Origin of the sequence: Streptomyces sp. DH37 (assembly GCF_029813835.1) — a bacterium.
In the GTDB taxonomy this organism is placed as follows: Bacteria; Actinomycetota; Actinomycetes; order Streptomycetales; family Streptomycetaceae; genus Streptomyces.
Map to the genome: position 1 here is coordinate 1 of NZ_JARVKV010000070.1, position 14,907 is coordinate 14,907.

Consider the following 14,907-nt stretch of genomic DNA (forward strand, 5'->3'; position numbering starts at 1 on the left):
CCCCCGTCGTGTGCCGTGCGCTCAGTCGTCCTTGCCGGGGTCCTCGGCGTCCTTCGGGCCGTCCTCGTCCCCCCGGCCCCGCGCGCCCTCGTCCGGCTCCTCCTCCGGCGCCCTCGGCGGACGCGTACGGCCCCCGGAGACGTCCCGCAGGTACGAACCGCCCTCGGCGGCCGTACCGCCCCCGGCGTGGCCGCCGGGCTGGCCGTCGCGCCGCCGCAGATAGCGCTCGAACTCCTTGGCGATCGCCTCGCCCGACGCCTCCGGCAGCTCCGCGGTGTCCCGGGCCTCCTCCAGCGACTGGACGTACTCGGCCACCTCGTTGTCCTCGGCGGCGAGCTGGTCCACGCCCAGCTGCCAGGCCCGGGCGTCCTCCGGCAGCTCGCCCGGCGGGATCCGCACGTCCAGCAGGTCCTCCAGCCGGTTGAGCAGCGCGAGGGTCGCCTTGGGGTTGGGCGGCTGCGACACGTAGTGCGGGACCGCGGCCCACAGGCTCACGGCCGGCACGCCCGCGTGCGTGCACGCCTCCTGGAGGATGCCGACGATGCCCGTGGGGCCCTCGTAGCGGGACTCCTCCAGGTCCAGCGTGCGGGCCAGGTCGGGGTCGGAGGTGACCCCCGTGACCGGGACCGGACGGGTGTGCGGGGTGTCGCCGAGCAGCGCGCCGAGCACGACGACCATCTCCACGCCCAGCTCGTGGGCGAAGCCCAGGATCTCGTTGCAGAAGGACCTCCAGCGCATGCTCGGCTCGATGCCGCGCACCAGCACCAGGTCGCGGGCGCGGCCCCGCCCGTCGGCGTCGGCGATCCGCACCACCGACAGACGGGTCGTCGGCCAGGTGATCCTGCGCACGCCGCCCTCCAGCCACACCTGGGGGCGGTTGACCTGGAAGTCGTAGTAGTCCTCGGCGTCGAGCGCCGCGAACACCTCGCCCTTCCACTCCCGCTCCAGATGGGCGACCGCGGCGGAGGCGGCGTCACCGGCGTCGTTCCAGCCTTCGAACGCGGCCACCATGACCGGGTCGACCAGCTCGGGAACCCCCTCGAGCTCGATCACCCAGTGCCTCCTTCCGGCCGACCGGAGCACTCGCTCCGTACCGGCTGACGTTCCATTACCGTGCGGGCCCAGCCTACGGCGTGACCGTGCCCCCGCCGCAGCCCTCGCATTCCTTTCGCGGACCGCGAGGCGGGGACGCGTCCGGATACGGCCGCGGCCGCCGGGGGAGGATCACCGGGACTGAACCGGTGTATACGGTAGGCGTCACCGGAGGCGGAGGAGAGGGGCGACATGACGGACCGGGCCGGATCGCAGGGGCCGTGGGGGACCGGGCGGACGCGGGAGCTGGGCCGGACCGGGGTGCGGCTGCCGCCCCTCGGCCTGGGCTGCGCGCCCCTCGGCAACTTCCGCCGGCCCGTCGGCGAGGAGCGGGCCCGCGCGGTCGTCGGGGCGGCGCTGGAGGAGGGCTGGAGCTACCTGGACACCGCGCCGCACTACGGCGTCGGCCTGTCCGAGGAGCGCCTGGGACGCGCCCTGGCCGGACGGGACCGCGCCTCGTACGTGATCTCCACCAAGGCCGGGCGGCGGCTGCGCCCACTCGGCGAGGGCGAGGCGCCGCCCGACGGCGAGGGCTTCGTCGACACCCCGCCGCGGGTGCGCGAGTGGGACCTGAGCCGGGACGGCATCCGGGCCACGGTGGAGGCGTCCCTGGAGCGGCTGGGCACCGACCGGGTGGAGATCGTGCTCCTGCACGACGTGGAGAACCACGTCCGCGAGGTGTACGAGACCGGCTTCCCGGCGCTGGCCGAGCTGCGCGCGGAGGGGCTGGTGCGGGCGGTCGGCTTCGGCATGAACCACAGCGACCACCTCGCCCGGTTCGTCGCCGACCTCGACGTCGACGTGGTGCTGTGCGCGGGCCGCTGGACGCTGCTGGACCACCGCGCCGCCTCCGACCTGCTGCCGGTGTGCGAGCGGCGCGGCACCTCCGTCGTCGTCGGCGGCGTCTACAACTCCGGACTGCTCGCCGACCCCCGCACCGGCGCCCACTTCGACTACCGCGAGGCGCCGCCGGAGCTGGTGGAGCGGGCCCGGCGGATCCAGGCGGTGTGCGAGGGGTTCGGGGTGCCGCTGCGCGCGGCCGCGCTGCGCTTCCCGTTCGGCCACCCGGCGGTGGCCTCGGTGGTCGTCGGGTGCTCCACCGAGGCCGAGGTGCGGGACAACGCGCGGATGTTCGCCCACGAGGTCCCGGACGCGATGTGGCGCGCGCTGGTCGGGCACGGCCTGCTGGGGGAGGACCTGCCGCTGCCGGGGTGAGCGGCCGGACGCCGCTACCGGTTCACGTCGTGGAGGTGGTGGACGGGGTCGTGGAGCAGGTAGCGGGCGAGGGACTCCACCGTGAAGCGGGAGCCGTCGCTGCGGACGCCGGTGCGCTCCCACTGCCCACCGGACACGGCGGCGAACCGCGCGGCCAGGGCCTCGCCCGCCTCCTCCAGCTCACCGGCCACCCGGTGCGGGTCCTGCTCGCCGTAGCGCTCGGCGACGGCGGTGGCGTCCTGGTCCCAGTCGGGGAAGGAGGGGGCGTCCTCGGTGAGCATCAGCCGCAGCCGCCCGTCGAAGACCCGGAACACGTCGCGCACGTGGCAGGCGTACTCCAGCGGGGACCAGACGTCCGGCGCGGGGCGCTCGCGCACGTCGGCGCGCTCCAGTACCGGCCGCCAGGCGGCGGCGTTCTCCCGCAGCAGGGCGGGCGTGTCCGCGCCCCGGACCCGCCGGGAGTCGAAGCCGCACTCGGGGCAGGGGCGCTCCAGCACCCAGGTCCAGTTCTTGGTGTCGGGTGTGATCATGCCTCGAGCATCCCGCGCCACGACCGTTCAGCACCAGCGATTACTTCTTCACCCGAAGGTGTAGCTGTGCTTAACGGGCGCCGGTGGGCGCGGGCCCGTACGGCGGGCGGGGAGGTCCCACCGCCGTACGGGCCCGGGGCGCGCCCCGGGGCGTGTGAGGGTCAGCTCCGGCGCTCGGCCAGCACCTTCGCGACCTTCGCGCGGACCTCCTCGGTGTCCAGGCCGCGGACGGTCAGCGTGGTGCGGCGGCGCAGCACGTCGTCCACCGTCGCGGCCCACTCGTGGTCCCGGGCGTAGAGGACCTGCGCCCAGATCTCCGGCGCGTCCGGGTGGACGCGCTCGCCCAGCGCCGGGTCCTCGTGCACCAGGCGGGCGATGTCGAACGCCAGCGCCCCGTAGTGGGTCGCCAGGTGCCGGGCGGTCAGCGGGTCGAGCCGGGTGCCCGGCTCGCGGTCCACCAGCAGCCGGTGGGCGACCGCGTCCGGGTTGGCCACCCCCGGCAGCGGCACCCGCCGCACCAGCTCGGAGACCGGTACGGCGTCCTCCGCGAAGCCCGTCCGCGCGGTGCCCGGCAGCCGGGCCAGCTTCCGCAGCACGGTGCGGCCGATGTGCCGGTAGGTGGTCCACTTGCCGCCCGCGACCGAGAGCATCCCGCCGCGGCCCTCGGTGACGACCGTCTCCCGCCTGGCCGACTCCACGCCGCCCGGACCGCCGGGCAGCACCCGCAGGCCCGCGAAGGCGTACGTCACCAGGTCCGGGGAGAGTTGCTCGTCGCGCACCGAGAGCGCGGCCTCGTCCAGGATCTGCCGGACGTCGGCGTCGGTGGCGCGGACGGCGGCCGGGTCGCCCTCGTACGCCTCGTCGGTGGTGCCCAGCAGCAGGTGGTCCTCCCAGGGAAGGGCGAAGGTGATGCGGTACTTGTCGACGGGCGTGGCCATCGCCGCCCGCCACGGCGCCGTCCGCCTCAGCACCACGTGCGCGCCCTTGGACAGCCGGACGCTGGGCTCGGCGCCCGCGTACTCCATCCGCCGCAGGTGGTCCACCCACGGGCCGGTGGCGTTGAGCACCAGCCGGGCGTCCACCGCGAACTCGGTGCCGTCCAGCCGGTCCTTCAGCTCCGCGCCGGTGACCCGGCCCCGGGTGAAGCGCAGACCGGTGACCTCGGCGTGGTTGAGGACGACGGCGCCGGACTGCACCGCGGCGCGGACGGTCATCACCGCGACCCGGGAGTCGTTCATCTGGTGGTCGCCGTAGACCGCGACCGCCTTGAGGCCCTCGGTGCGCAGCGCCGGGTTGTCGGCGGCGGCCTTCGCCGGGGAGATCAGCCGGCCCACCCCGTCGCCGAAGGCGGACAGGGCGGAGTAGGCGAACACGCCCGCGCCGAGCTTGGCGGCGCCGTGCGGGCCGCCCCGGTAGACCGGCAGGTAGAAGGTGAGCGGGTTGACCAGGTGCGGGGCCACGTCCTTGGCCAGCACCCGCCGCTCGTGGTGGTTCTCGGCGACCAGCCTGACCGCGCCGGTCTGCAGGTAGCGCAGCCCGCCGTGGACCAGCTTGGAGGAGGCGGAGGAGGTGGCGCCGGCGAAGTCGCCGGCGTCCACCATCGCCACCCGCAGCCCCGACTGCGCCGCGTGCCAGGCGACCGAGGTGCCCAGGATGCCGCCGCCGACGACCAGCAGGTCGAAGACGGCGCCCTCCAGCACCTCCCGTGTCTCGGCACGGTCCGGGTCGGGACCGGCGGCCGGGCGCGCCCCGAGGGTGGGGACGCTTCGGAGGGTGTTCATGTGGATCAGTTCTCCTCTTCGAGCCAGCCCATGGTCCGCTCCACGGCCTTGAGCCAGTTCTTGTACTCGCGTTCGCGTACGTCCGCCTCCATCCGGGGCGTCCACTCCGCGGCCCGTCGCCAGTTGGCGCGCAGGGCGTCGGTGTCCGGCCAGAAGCCGACGGCCAGACCGGCGGCGTAGGCGGCGCCCAGGCAGGTGGTCTCGGCGACCATCGGCCGGACGACCGGGGCGTCCAGGACGTCGGAGATGCACTGCATCAGCAGGTTGTTGCTGGTCATGCCGCCGTCCACCTTCAGGGCGGTCAGCTCGACGCGGGAGTCCTTCTCCATCGCGTCGACGATCTCGCGGGTCTGCCAGGCGGTCGCCTCCAGCACGGCCCGGGCGATGTGCGCCTTGGTGACGTAGCGGGTCAGGCCCGCGATGACGCCCCGGGCGTCGGAGCGCCAGTAGGGGGCGAACAGCCCGGAGAAGGCGGGGACGAAGTAGGCGCCGCCGTTGTCCTCGACCGAGCTGGCCAGCGTCTCGATCTCGGCGGCGCTGTTGATCAGGCCCATCTGGTCGCGCATCCACTGTACCAACGAGCCGGTGACCGCGATCGATCCCTCGAGCGCGTACACCGGGTCCTGGTCGCCGATGCGGTAGCCGACGGTGGTCAGCAGTCCGTTGTAGGAGTTGACGGCCTCGGAACCGGTGTTGAGCAGCAGGAACGTGCCGGTGCCGTACGTCGACTTGGCCTCGCCCGGCGAGAAGCAGGTCTGGCCGAACAGCGCGGCCTGCTGGTCGCCGAGCGCGGAGGCCACCGGCACGCCCGCGAGCGCCCCGCGGGCCTCGCCGTAGACCTCGGCGGAGGAGCGGATCTCGGGCAGCACCGCCATGGGCACGCCCAGCGACTCGCAGATGCGCGGGTCCCAGTCCAGGGTGCGCAGGTTCATCAGCAGGGTGCGGGAGGCGTTGGTGACGTCGGTCACGTGCACGCCGCCGTCGGGGCCGCCGGTGAGGTTCCAGACGACCCAGGAGTCCATGGTGCCGAAGAGGATCTCCCCGGCCTCGGCGCGCTCGCGCAGCCCCTCGACGTTGTCCAGCAGCCAGCGGATCTTCGGGCCGGCGAAGTACGAGGCGAGGGGCAGGCCGGTCTCGCGGCGGAAGCGGTCCTGGCCGACGTTGCGGCCCAGCTCCCGGCAGAGGGCGTCGGTGCGGGTGTCCTGCCAGACGATGGCGTTGTGCACCGGCTCACCGGTGGCTCTGTCCCACAGCAGCGTCGTCTCGCGCTGGTTGGTGATGCCCAGGGCCCGCACGTCCTCGCGGGTGATGCCCGCCCTGTCCAGGGCCTCGACGACCACCTCCTGGACGTTGGCCCAGATCTCGGCGGCGTCGTGCTCCACCCAGCCGGGCTCGGGGAAGATCTGCTCGTGCTCCTTCTGGCCCACCGAGACGATGCGGCCGTCGCGGTCGAAGACGATGCAGCGGCTGGAGGTGGTGCCCTGGTCGATGGCGGCGATGAACTCGCGGCGGGTCTCGCTCATGTCGGGGTGCTCCAAGGGGGTGCGCGGAGGATGGCGTCGGGGAGGGACCGGGGAGGGCGTCGGGGAGAGGCCGGGGGAGGAGGCGGGGGCGCCGGGGGAGGAGGGGGAGGGGTCAGGCGAACGCGAGCCGGTAGATGACGCCCGCGAGGGCGCCGCCGAGCAGGGGGCCGACCACCGGCACCCAGGCGTAGCCCCAGTCCGACCCGCCCTTGTTGGGCAGCGGCAGCAGGGCGTGCACGATGCGCGGCCCGAGGTCGCGGGCCGGGTTGATCGCGTACCCGGTCGGACCGCCCAGGGAGAGGCCGAGTCCGACGACGACGAGGGCGGTGATGAGCACACCGGTGCCGGACAGGGCCAGCCCCTTGGTGAGGCCCTGGGTGAGGATCGCCAGGACCAGGACGACGGTGGCGATGGTCTCGGTGGCCAGGTTCTGCACGGGGTTGCGGATCTCGGGGGCGGTGGAGAAGACGCCGAGCACCGGGCCGGGGGCGTCGGACCGCTGCCGTTCGGCGGAGGCGGTCGTCTGGGCTCCGGGGCCGCCGACGACCTCGCGGTCGGTCAGGTGCGCCAGGAACTGGCCGTAGTAGGAGACCCACACCAGGACGGCGCCGATCACGGCGCCGAGCATCTGGCCGGCGAAGTAGAGGGGCACCTTGTCCCACTCCCCGCTCTGCACGGCGATGCCCACGGTGACGGCCGGGTTGAGGTGGGCTCCGGAGAGGCCCAGGGCGATGTAGGCGGCGGTCAGGACCGCGAAGCCCCATCCGAAGGTGATGGCGACCCAGCCGGCGCCCATCGCCTTGGAGCGCTTGAGGGTGACGGCGGCGCACACGCCGCCGCCGAGCAGGATCAGGACGGCGGTACCGATGGTCTCGCCCAGGAATATGTCGGAGCTGGACACCCGCGACTCCTTTGTTCTTGTCCGGAGGGAGCCAGATGGAACAGGTGGGGGAAGGCGGACCGAGTCCCGTTCGGTGTTCGACATTGTCGACCGCCGAACGGCAGTTTTATGCCAGTCGAACATCCCGTCAAGGGTGCGGACGGCGGATCGTGACGGCGAACACGGACCGGGCGGCCGAAACCGTGCGAAAGCGTCCGGGGACGGGCGGAGCGTGTGCGCAGGCGCCCCCGGACTCTGCCCCGGGGCGCCTCCCCCGAATCGGCCGCAGCGGAAAACAGTGTGCCAAGCAAGCGAGTGAAGGCCCGTCGGCGGACGAGCATCGAGGGGGAGGCCCTCCGCGGGGACGGGGGCGCCCGGGAGCGCCCGGGGCCGGTCGCGGAGCGCGGCTAGAAGCGTCCCGCGCCCAGATCGCGCGACACGGCCCTCGCGCAGTCCCGTACGGCCGCGACCAGCCGCGGCTGTATCGACCCGTCCGCGCACACCCGCTCCACCGCGCCGGTGACGGCCACGGCGCCCACCGGCATCCGGCGGCGGTCGTGGATGGGGGCGGCGATGGAGGCGACGCCCTCCCACGTCTCCTCGACGTCGGCGGCCCAGCCGCGGGCCCGGGTCAGCTCCAGGACCTCCTCGAAGGCCTCCGGCTCGGTGATCGTGCGCGCCGTCAGCGCCTCGCGCTCGGCGTCCGCCGCCTCGCTGCGGGCCACCGGGTCGTACGCGGCCAGCACCTTGCCCAGCGCCGTGCTGTGCAGCGGCTGCATCGCCCCCACCTCCAGCACCTGCCGGCTGTCGTCGGGGCGGAAGACGTGGTGCACGATCAGGACGCCCTGCTGGTGGAGCACGCCGAGGTAGACGCTCTCGCCGCTGGAGCGGGCCAGGTCGTCGGTCCACACCAGGGCGCGGGCCCGCAGCTCGTGGACGTCCAGGTAGCTGTTGCCCAGCCGCAGCAACTCGGCGCCCAGCTGGTACTTGCCCGAGGCGGGGTCCTGCTCGACGAAGCCCTCCTGCTGGAGGGTGCGCAGCAGGCCGTGGGCGGTGCCCTTGGCCAGGTCCAGGGCGGAGGAGATGTCGGACAGCCCGAGGCGCCGCTCACCCCCGGCGAGCAGCCGCAGCACTGCCGCCGCCCGCTCCAGCGACTGGATGGTCCGGGCCATCGCGCACCTCTCTCCTCTGTTCGGGGTTCTCTCTCCGGTGGTCCGGAAGACGGCATTCGACAATGTCGAACGCTATCGGATCATGCCAATGCCGCGGTAGCCGTCCGGTGCCCGACGTCCACGCCTCGGGACACCTGTGGCCTCCGCGATGCCGACAGATACCCTGGCCGGGTGCGCTTCCCGATGGAAGACGCATAGCCGACAGCCGTCGCACCCCTGGGAGCCCTTCCATGGCCGCTTTGCCGACCCCGCATGACTCCGACCCGACGCCGACCGCCGGACCCCCTTCCGCCGGCGCGTCGCGGAACCCCCGCGCCGACGCGCTGCGCGAGGCGCTGGCCTCGCGGGTGGTGGTGGCCGACGGCGCCATGGGCACGATGCTCCAGGCGCAGGACCCGTCGCTGGAGGACTTCCAGCAGCTGGAGGGCTGCAACGAGGTCCTCAACGTCACCCGCCCCGACATCGTGCGCTCGGTGCACGAGGCGTACTTCGCGGTCGGGGTGGACTGCGTGGAGACCAACACCTTCGGCGCGAACTTCGCCGCGCTGGCGGAGTACGACATCGCCGACCGGGTCGGGGAGCTGTCCGAGGCCGGGGCGCGGATCGCGCGCGAGGCGGCGGACTCCTTCACCGCGACGGACGGGCGGCCGCGGTGGGTCCTGGGGTCGATGGGGCCGGGCACCAAGCTGCCGACGCTGGGGCACGTGGCCTACGGCGTGCTGCGGGACGCCTACCAGCGCAACGCCGAGGGGCTGGTGGCGGGCGGGGCGGACGCCCTGCTGGTGGAGACCACCCAGGACCTGCTGCAGACCAAGGCGGCGGTGCTGGGCGCGCGCCGGGCGCTCCGGGCGCTGGGCGTGGACCTGCCGGTGATCTGCTCGGTGACGGTGGAGACCACCGGCACGATGCTGCTGGGCAGTGAGATCGGGGCCGCCCTGACGGCGCTGGAGCCGCTGGGCATCGACATGATCGGTCTGAACTGCGCCACGGGCCCGGCCGAGATGAGCGAGCACCTGCGGTACCTGGCCCGCCACGCGCGGGTGCCGATCTCCTGCATGCCGAACGCGGGTCTGCCGGTGCTGGGAGCGGACGGTGCGCACTATCCGCTCACGCCGGAGGAGCTGGCCGACGCGCAGGAGACGTTCGTGGCCGACTACGGGCTGTCGCTGGTGGGCGGGTGCTGCGGCACCACGCCGGAGCACCTGCGGCAGGTGGTGGAGCGGGTGAGAGGGGTGGCCCCGGCGCGGCGTGAGGCGGCCCCGGAGCCGGGGGCCGCGTCGCTGTACCAGGCGGTGCCGTTCCGGCAGGACACCGCGTACCTGGCGATCGGGGAGCGGACGAACGCCAACGGGTCGAAGAAGTTCCGCACCGCGATGCTCGAGGGCCGGTGGGACGACTGCGTGGAGATCGCGCGGGAGCAGATCCGCGAGGGCGCGCACATGCTGGACGTGTGCGTGGACTACGTGGGCCGCGACGGGGTGGCGGACATGGCGGAGCTGGCCGGGCGGCTGGCCACCGCCTCCACGCTGCCGATCGTGCTGGACTCCACCGAGCCGGCGGTGATCTCGGCGGGCCTGGAGAGGCTGGGCGGCCGGGCGGTGATCAACTCGGTGAACTACGAGGACGGCGACGGACCCGACTCCCGTTTCGCGAAGATCACCGCGCTGGCCAGGGAGCACGGCGCGGCGCTGATCGCGCTGACCATCGACGAGCAGGGCCAGGCGCGCACCGCGGAGCACAAGGTCGCCGTCGCCGAGCGGCTGATCGCGGACCTGACCGGCAACTGGGGCATCGCCGAGTCGGACATCCTGATCGACTGCCTGACGTTCACCATCTGCACCGGTACGGAGGAGTCCCGGGGTGACGGCGTGGCCACCATCGAGGCGATCCGCGAGCTGAAGCGGCGGCATCCGCGGGTGCAGACCACGCTGGGGCTGTCGAACATCTCCTTCGGTCTGAACCCGGCCGCGCGGATGGTGCTCAACTCCGTGTTCCTGGACGAGTGCGTCAGGGCGGGGCTGGACTCGGCGATCGTGCACGCCTCCAAGATCCTGCCCATCGCGAGGATCGAGCCGGAGCAGGTCGAGGTCGCCCTGGACCTGATCTACGACCGGCGGCGGGAGGGTTACGACCCCCTCCAGCGGTTCCTGGAGCTGTTCGAGGGGGTGGACGCCACGTCGATGAGGGCGTCCAAGGCCGAGGAGCTGGCCGCTCTGCCGCTGGAGGAGCGGCTGAAGCGGCGGATCATCGACGGGGAGCGCAACGGCCTGGAGGCGGACCTGGACGCGGCGCTGGCCGAGCGGCCGGCGCTGGAGATCGTCAACGAGGTGCTGCTGGAGGGCATGAAGGTCGTCGGCGAGCTGTTCGGCTCCGGGCGGATGCAGCTGCCGTTCGTGCTGACCTCGGCCGAGGTGATGAAGGCGGCGGTGGCCTATCTGGAGCCGCACATGGAGAAGGCCGAGGGGGCCGAGGGCAAGGGCACGATCGTGCTGGCCACCGTGCGCGGGGATGTGCACGACATCGGCAAGAACTTGGTGGACATCATCCTGTCCAACAACGGCTACACGGTGGTCAACCTCGGCATCAAGCAGCCGCTCTCGGCGATCGTGGAGGCGGCCGAGGAGCACGGGGCGGACGTGATCGGCATGTCCGGGCTGCTGGTGAAGTCCACGGTGATCATGAAGGAGAACCTCCAGGAGCTCAACGCCCGCGAGCTGGCCGCCAAGTACCCGGTCATCCTGGGCGGGGCGGCGCTGACGCGGGCCTACGTGGAGCAGGACCTGCACGAGATCTACGCCGGCGAGGTCCGCTACGCCCGGGACGCCTTCGAGGGGCTGCGGCTGATGGACGCCCTGATCGCGGTCAAGCGCGGGGTGCCCGGCGCCAAGCTGCCCGAGCTGCGGCAGCGGCGGGTCAAGGCGGCGGCCGTCCAGGTGGAGGAGCGGGCCGAGACCGGTCCGGTGCGCTCGGACGTGGCGGTCGACAACCCCGTCCCCACTCCGCCGTTCTGGGGCACCAGGGTGGTCAAGGGCATTCCCCTGAAGGAGTACGCGAGCTGGCTGGACGAGGGCGCGCTGTTCAAGGGGCAGTGGGGGCTGAAGGCGGCGCGCACCGGTGAGGGGCCCTCCTACGAGGAGCTGGTGGAGCGGGAGGGGCGCCCCCGCCTGCGGGGCTGGCTGGAGCGGCTGCACACCGAGAACCTGCTGGAGGCGGCCGTGGTCTACGGCTACTTCCCCTGCCACTCCGAGGGCGAGGACCTGGTGGTGCTGGACGAGGCCGGCGGCGAGCGGTGCCGGTTCACCTTCCCGCGCCAGCGCCGCGGGCGCCGGCTGTGCCTGGCGGACTTCTTCCGGCCCGCCGACAGCGGCGAGACGGACGTGGTCGGTCTGCAGGTCGTCACCGTCGGCTCCCGCATCGGGGAGGCGACCGCCGACCTCTTCGCCGCCGACTCCTACCGGGACTACCTGGAGCTGCACGGCCTGTCGGTGCAGCTGGCGGAGGCGCTGGCCGAGTACTGGCACGCCCGGGTGCGCGCCGAACTCGGCTTCGCCGGGCAGGACCCGGCCGACATCGAGGACATGTTCGCCCTGAAGTACCGCGGGGCGCGCTTCTCGCTGGGGTACGGGGCCTGCCCGGACCTGGAGGACCGGGCCAAGATCGCCGAGCTGCTCCGGCCCGAGCGGATCGGGGTGAAGCTGAGCGAGGAGTTCCAGCTCCACCCCGAGCAGTCCACCGACGCCATCGTCCTCCACCATCCCGAGGCCAAGTACTTCAACGCGCGATAGTTCACCGGCCGTCGTAGACTGATCTGTCCGGTACAGGCCGGTCGCCCGTTCCGCCAGGTGCGGGCGACCGGCCTTCGCGTCCCTCGTAGGAGGCACACGGATGACCCGTCCCCTTTCCCGCGCCGACGTTCCCCCCGTCTTCGGCGGGGGTGCCGCGGTTCCCGCGTCCGCGTCCGCTCCCGTGTTCGGCGGGAGGAGGGGCAGGAGAGCCTCGGCGGCGGACGTCGCCTCCGCGGTCGTCTCGTCCGGTCCCGAGGCGGTCCTGCTGGACATGGACGGCACCCTGGTGGACACCGAGGGCTTCTGGTGGGAGACGGAGGTCGAGGTGTTCGCCGAGCTGGGGCACGCGCTGGCCGACGAGCACCGTGAGGTGGTGGTCGGCGGGCCGATGTCGCGGAGTGCCATGTACCTGATTCAGGCCACCGGGGCGGACATCTCCCTGGCGGACCTGACGGTGCTGCTCAACTCCAGGTTCATCGAGCGGATCGAGCGGGGGGTCCGTCTGATGCCCGGGGCCCGGCGGCTGCTGACGGAGCTGGCGGCGCACGACGTGCCCGCGGCCCTGGTGTCGGCGTCGCACCGGCGGGTGATCGACCGGATGCTGGTCTCCCTGGGGCCGGAGCACTTCGCGCTCACCCTGGCGGGTGACGAGGTGGAGCGGACCAAGCCGCACCCGGACCCGTATCTGCTGGCCGCCTCCCGGCTGGGGGCGGACCCGGGGCGCTGCGTGGTGGTGGAGGACACCGCGACCGGTGTGGCGTCGGCGGAGGCGGCGGGCTGCCACGTGGTGGCGGTGCCCTCGGTGACGCGGATCGAGCCCGCGGCGCGGCGGACGGTCGTCCCGTCCCTGGAAGAAGTGGATCTGCCTTTTCTGCGCTCTCTGGTCGCCGCCGCGCACTGAGCGTGCGCCGGTCGCTGCGTGACGAATACGCGGAAAACCGTGAGCAGTGGCGTGCTCATTATCCGTGACGAATCCGGTGGCTGAATTCCCGCTTTTCATCTGGCAGTTGAAGGGGTGACTTTCGTCACGCGGTCCCGGTTCGGCGGGAGGGGGCCGGGGTGGTTCCGGGAGGGCTTGGCCTTGTTTTCGCGCGCCCATGTGTCCCGGTTGGTGCCTGCTCGCGCCGATCGCTCCGGCGTCCGGTTATCGGATCGTATGACAGCGTTATCGGAGCGTGATAACTCCACGTCGGCGGCCCGGAGAGGTGACGGACTCCGCGGCTACTAATGTCTGTTCCCCGGCCGGAGAATTCGGCGACAACCCCGGCCGTACGAGGAGACCGTCACCGATGAACCGTAAGACGCTGGTGCTGCCCGCCATCGCGGGCCTGCTGGCACCCCTGCTCGTTGCATGCGGCAACGACAGTGCGGGGGGCAAAAACGGTGGAACGATCGTTGTCGGTACCACCGACCGTATCGAAGCCACCGCGGAGGCACCCGCTCCGCTCGATCCCGCGGCGGTCTACGACGTCAGCACGTGGAACGTTTTCCGCAACACCTTCCAGACCCTTCTGCGCCTGCCCCGCGCGGGCACCCAGCCGGAGGCGGAGGCCGCCGAGGAGTGCGGCTTCACCGACCAGCGCAGCGCGCAGTACCGCTGCACCCTCCGGGAGGGGCTCACGTTCTCCAACGGTCACGACCTGACCGCCGAGGACGTCGTGTTCTCCGTCAACCGCATGCTCGACATCAACGACCCTGGCGGCCCCGCGTCGCTGCTGAGCAACCTCGACCGGGTCGAGGCGCCGTCCGGGAACGAGGTGGTCTTCCACCTCAGGAAGCCCGACGCCACCTTCCCCTACAAGCTCGCCACCCCCGCGGCGGCGATCGTGGACAGCGAGGTCTACCCGGCCGACAAGGTCCACGAGGGCTACGGGCTCGTCGGCTCCGGCCCCTACGTCCTGGAGTCCTTCGACGCCGGGGGCGGCAGGGCGGTCCTGGCCCGCAACGACGCCTACAAGGGCGACCTGGAGCTGCGGAACGGCCGCGTCGAGCTGCGGTTCTTCGACGACTCCCAGGCCATGGAGAAGGCCCTGCGCGACGGTGACATCGACGTGATGAACCGGAGCCTGTCGCCCGAGCAGATCGACCGGCTGGGGAGCGACAAGGGCGACGGCATCGACGTCGTCGAGATGTCCGGCCAGGAGATCCGCTACCTCGTCTTCGCCACCGACGACCCGGTCGCCGGCCGCAAGGCCGTGCGCCAGGCCATCGCCCAGACCGTGGACCGCGGCGAGCTGGTGCGCGACGTGTACGCGCGGACCGCCGAGCCCCTGTACTCCATCGTCCCCAGCGGGCTGACCGGCCACCACAACTCCTTCTTCAACGTCTACGGCGAGCCGGACGTCAAGGCCGCCCGCGCCGTCCTGGAGCGCGCCGGCGTCGAGACCCCGGTCAGTCTCGAACTCACCTACACCACCGACCACTACGGCCCGGCCACGGCCGAGGAGTTCGAGGTGCTGGCCAAGCAGCTCAACGGCTCCGGGCTGTTCAGGGCGACGGTCAAGGGCGTGCCGTGGAAGACCTACCGGCCCGCCTCGGCCAAGCAGCAGTACGCGGTCTACGGCATGGGCTGGTTCCCGGACTTCCCGGACCCGGACAACTTCGTCGCGCCCTTCTTCGCCGAGGACAACTTCCTGGGCTCCCCGTACGAGAACAACGAGATCCGCGAGCAGCTCATCCCGCGGACCCGGGTCAAGGAGCAGCGCGACACCGCGGTCGAGGACTTCGTCCGCGTCCAGGACATCGTCGCCAAGGAGGTGCCGGTGCTGCCGCTGTGGCAGGGCAAGCAGTACGTCGCGGCCCGCGACGGCGTCACGGGAGTGGAGTGGGCGCTCAACTCCTCCTCGGTGCTCCAGCTGTGGGAGCTGGGAAGAAGCGTGCAGGGCTGAGCGGGACCCGCGCCGCCCCGCACGGGGCGGCGCGGAACCGC

10 protein-coding genes are annotated in these 14,907 nt (G+C 72.7%); 4 read left to right on the forward strand and 6 right to left on the reverse strand.

The genetic code is table 11. The features are described from left to right. Positions 1-21: 21 nt before the first annotated feature. A complete protein-coding gene (locus QC029_RS25855) occupies positions 22-1,053 on the reverse strand; it encodes a PAC2 family protein (protein WP_279558214.1) in 1,032 nt (343 codons plus the stop codon). Between the two features lie 231 nt (positions 1,054-1,284). On the opposite strand from QC029_RS25855, the gene QC029_RS25860 reads away from it, so the two are divergent. Then, positions 1,285-2,307 carry an aldo/keto reductase gene (locus tag QC029_RS25860; protein WP_279558215.1) on the forward strand — a complete coding sequence of 341 codons (1,023 nt, stop codon included), beginning with the start codon at positions 1,285-1,287 and terminating at the stop codon, positions 2,305-2,307. A gap of 14 nt (positions 2,308-2,321) precedes the next feature. Here QC029_RS25860 and QC029_RS25865 read toward each other — a convergent pair whose 3' ends face one another. From QC029_RS25865 to QC029_RS25885, 5 genes are all read right to left on the reverse strand, one after another. Further along, on the reverse strand, positions 2,322-2,837 hold the full coding sequence (locus tag QC029_RS25865; protein WP_279558216.1) for a DinB family protein: 516 nt from the start codon (positions 2,835-2,837) through the stop codon (positions 2,322-2,324). Positions 2,838-2,998: 161 nt separating this feature from the next. After that, the gene (locus QC029_RS25870; RefSeq protein ID WP_279558217.1) at positions 2,999-4,618 is read right to left on the reverse strand and encodes a glycerol-3-phosphate dehydrogenase/oxidase; all 1,620 of its coding nucleotides are present in this window, start codon (positions 4,616-4,618) and stop codon (positions 2,999-3,001) included. A gap of 5 nt (positions 4,619-4,623) precedes the next feature. Next, complete coding sequence (gene glpK, locus QC029_RS25875; RefSeq protein WP_279558218.1) at positions 4,624-6,141, reverse strand: glycerol kinase GlpK; 1,518 nt, start codon at positions 6,139-6,141, stop codon at positions 4,624-4,626. A 112-nt stretch (positions 6,142-6,253) separates the two neighbouring features. Further along, positions 6,254-7,042, reverse strand: coding sequence for an MIP/aquaporin family protein (locus QC029_RS25880; protein ID WP_279558219.1), 789 nt, complete (start codon positions 7,040-7,042; stop codon positions 6,254-6,256). 386 nt (positions 7,043-7,428) lie between these two features. After that, positions 7,429-8,193 (reverse strand): IclR family transcriptional regulator, encoded by a 765-nt coding sequence (locus QC029_RS25885; RefSeq protein ID WP_279558220.1) that lies wholly within the window; start codon positions 8,191-8,193, stop codon positions 7,429-7,431. 230 nt (positions 8,194-8,423) lie between these two features. Between QC029_RS25885 and metH the strand changes: the two genes are divergently transcribed. The 3 genes from metH to QC029_RS25900 all read left to right on the forward strand — a co-directional run bounded on the left by metH (position 8,424) and on the right by QC029_RS25900 (position 14,866). Next, positions 8,424-11,978: a methionine synthase gene (gene metH, locus QC029_RS25890; protein ID WP_279558221.1), complete on the forward strand. Its 3,555-nt coding sequence runs from the start codon at positions 8,424-8,426 to the stop codon at positions 11,976-11,978. 100 nt (positions 11,979-12,078) lie between these two features. Next, positions 12,079-12,879 carry an HAD family phosphatase gene (locus QC029_RS25895; protein ID WP_279558222.1) on the forward strand — a complete coding sequence of 267 codons (801 nt, stop codon included), beginning with the start codon at positions 12,079-12,081 and terminating at the stop codon, positions 12,877-12,879. Between the two features lie 388 nt (positions 12,880-13,267). After that, positions 13,268-14,866 (forward strand): ABC transporter substrate-binding protein, encoded by a 1,599-nt coding sequence (locus tag QC029_RS25900; protein ID WP_279558223.1) that lies wholly within the window; start codon positions 13,268-13,270, stop codon positions 14,864-14,866. Positions 14,867-14,907: the final 41 nt, after the last annotated feature.